Origin of the sequence: Tindallia californiensis (genome assembly GCF_900107405.1) — a bacterium.
Taxonomy (GTDB): Bacteria; Bacillota; Clostridia; order Peptostreptococcales; family Tindalliaceae; genus Tindallia; species Tindallia californiensis.
Genome location: NZ_FNPV01000023.1, coordinates 1 through 1,370 on the forward strand (window position 1 = coordinate 1; position 1,370 = coordinate 1,370).

1 protein-coding gene is annotated in these 1,370 nt (G+C 43.9%); it reads right to left on the reverse strand.

Features of this window, described 5'->3' with window-relative positions; translation table 11 throughout:
- Window positions 1-1,370 (reverse strand): hypothetical protein (locus tag BLV55_RS14680; protein ID WP_176968438.1); only part of this gene is annotated, 1,370 nt, incomplete at both ends.

Sequence of the window (1,370 nt, forward strand, 5' to 3'; positions counted from 1 at the left end):
GCTAGCACCACCGCGGTCTGTATTATTAAAATAATGAACTTTGCCGCCAATAACCATTGAGTAATCTGTATGGATTGTGTACGGTAGCATTTTAAGCCCAGTGTCTTTATCAAGTAACATCGCTTGTTGCTCTTCCGTAAAGTATTCCATGAGTTCCGACAGATCATCTGGTATTGTACGAAGTGATAAGGCGACGGAAATTCTATCGCCTCTTCTTTGTAGATAACCTTGCTCTACCTGAAGTCCCACCTGTTGGACCAATCCCTTGCGTATGTTCCCTGCCTGATCAGGTGTTGGCGTAAAGACATTGTTATGGCGGTTGATCACTTGTGAAACAAGGCTTTCCCCATAGTGGAAGAATGGATCCATAGACCCGGAACTAGTATATTGAACACTACTATTAAGATTAAATTTTTGATTCACCGCTTGATTGATTGCCTTTAATCCGAGCGTAGCATACTGTCCGTAGGGGAAAAGACCTACCCAGTCAGAGCCAAAGTTTGTGAGATAGTAGAGGACAGTAGGAGTAACATTACCGCTGGTCATTTTAGTGTAAATCACCGGCGGGAGGTAATAAGTCGTTTTTGGATTTGAAGGATCTGAAGGATCTGCAAACAACGATTGAACAAAATCCACAAAGAGATCCGATTGGTTGTCTATTGGAGTATCCAAGATCATATCCTCTAAAGAGCTAACATATCCTTCATAAGCACCATAATCAATGCTACGCACCATTTCTACTCGTTTAACGGCATGACCATGTCTTTTTCTGAAGGTCGCACGATTAAGGCCAGTGGTGGGAAACGATGTGAAGCGATTTGGAGTATGTGCGAGTATTTGGTGTACTTCCGATACCCTTAATTTCTGTTTATTCTGATTAATGTCTAGGGCGGAGTGTCTATAATTCACATCCTCAAGCACAGTAAAAACAGCACCGGTTAAGGGACCTCTAGCATAGCATCCTGAAGTGCCTCTTTCCTGAACAACGATACGCAAACGATCACGTGCTCGTGTTTGAAGTGCTTTTCCGCGAGCGACTGGTGAGAAAAGGAACTCTTTATGAATAAGGAGGGTTTCGTAATTTCCTTGGCGATAAACCACTTCCACAGCAGCTATTCCATCAGAAAAATGCAGACCACCACTATCGAGAGCCTTTAGAAAAGCGCGAAACTGATCAAAATTCTGAAAATCATCCAGAGATTTAATACGAATCGGGGTGTTAGAAGCACTTGGAGAACCATCCGAAAAACTCATTAGGCCTTGGAGTTCAGCAGCGGCCAGTGGGGCCGAAGCCTTCTCGGAAAACCCATGCACTACCTCTCCCTCACTGTTCACATGAATAGAAGTGCCTTGAACCGTTAGGCGGGTAG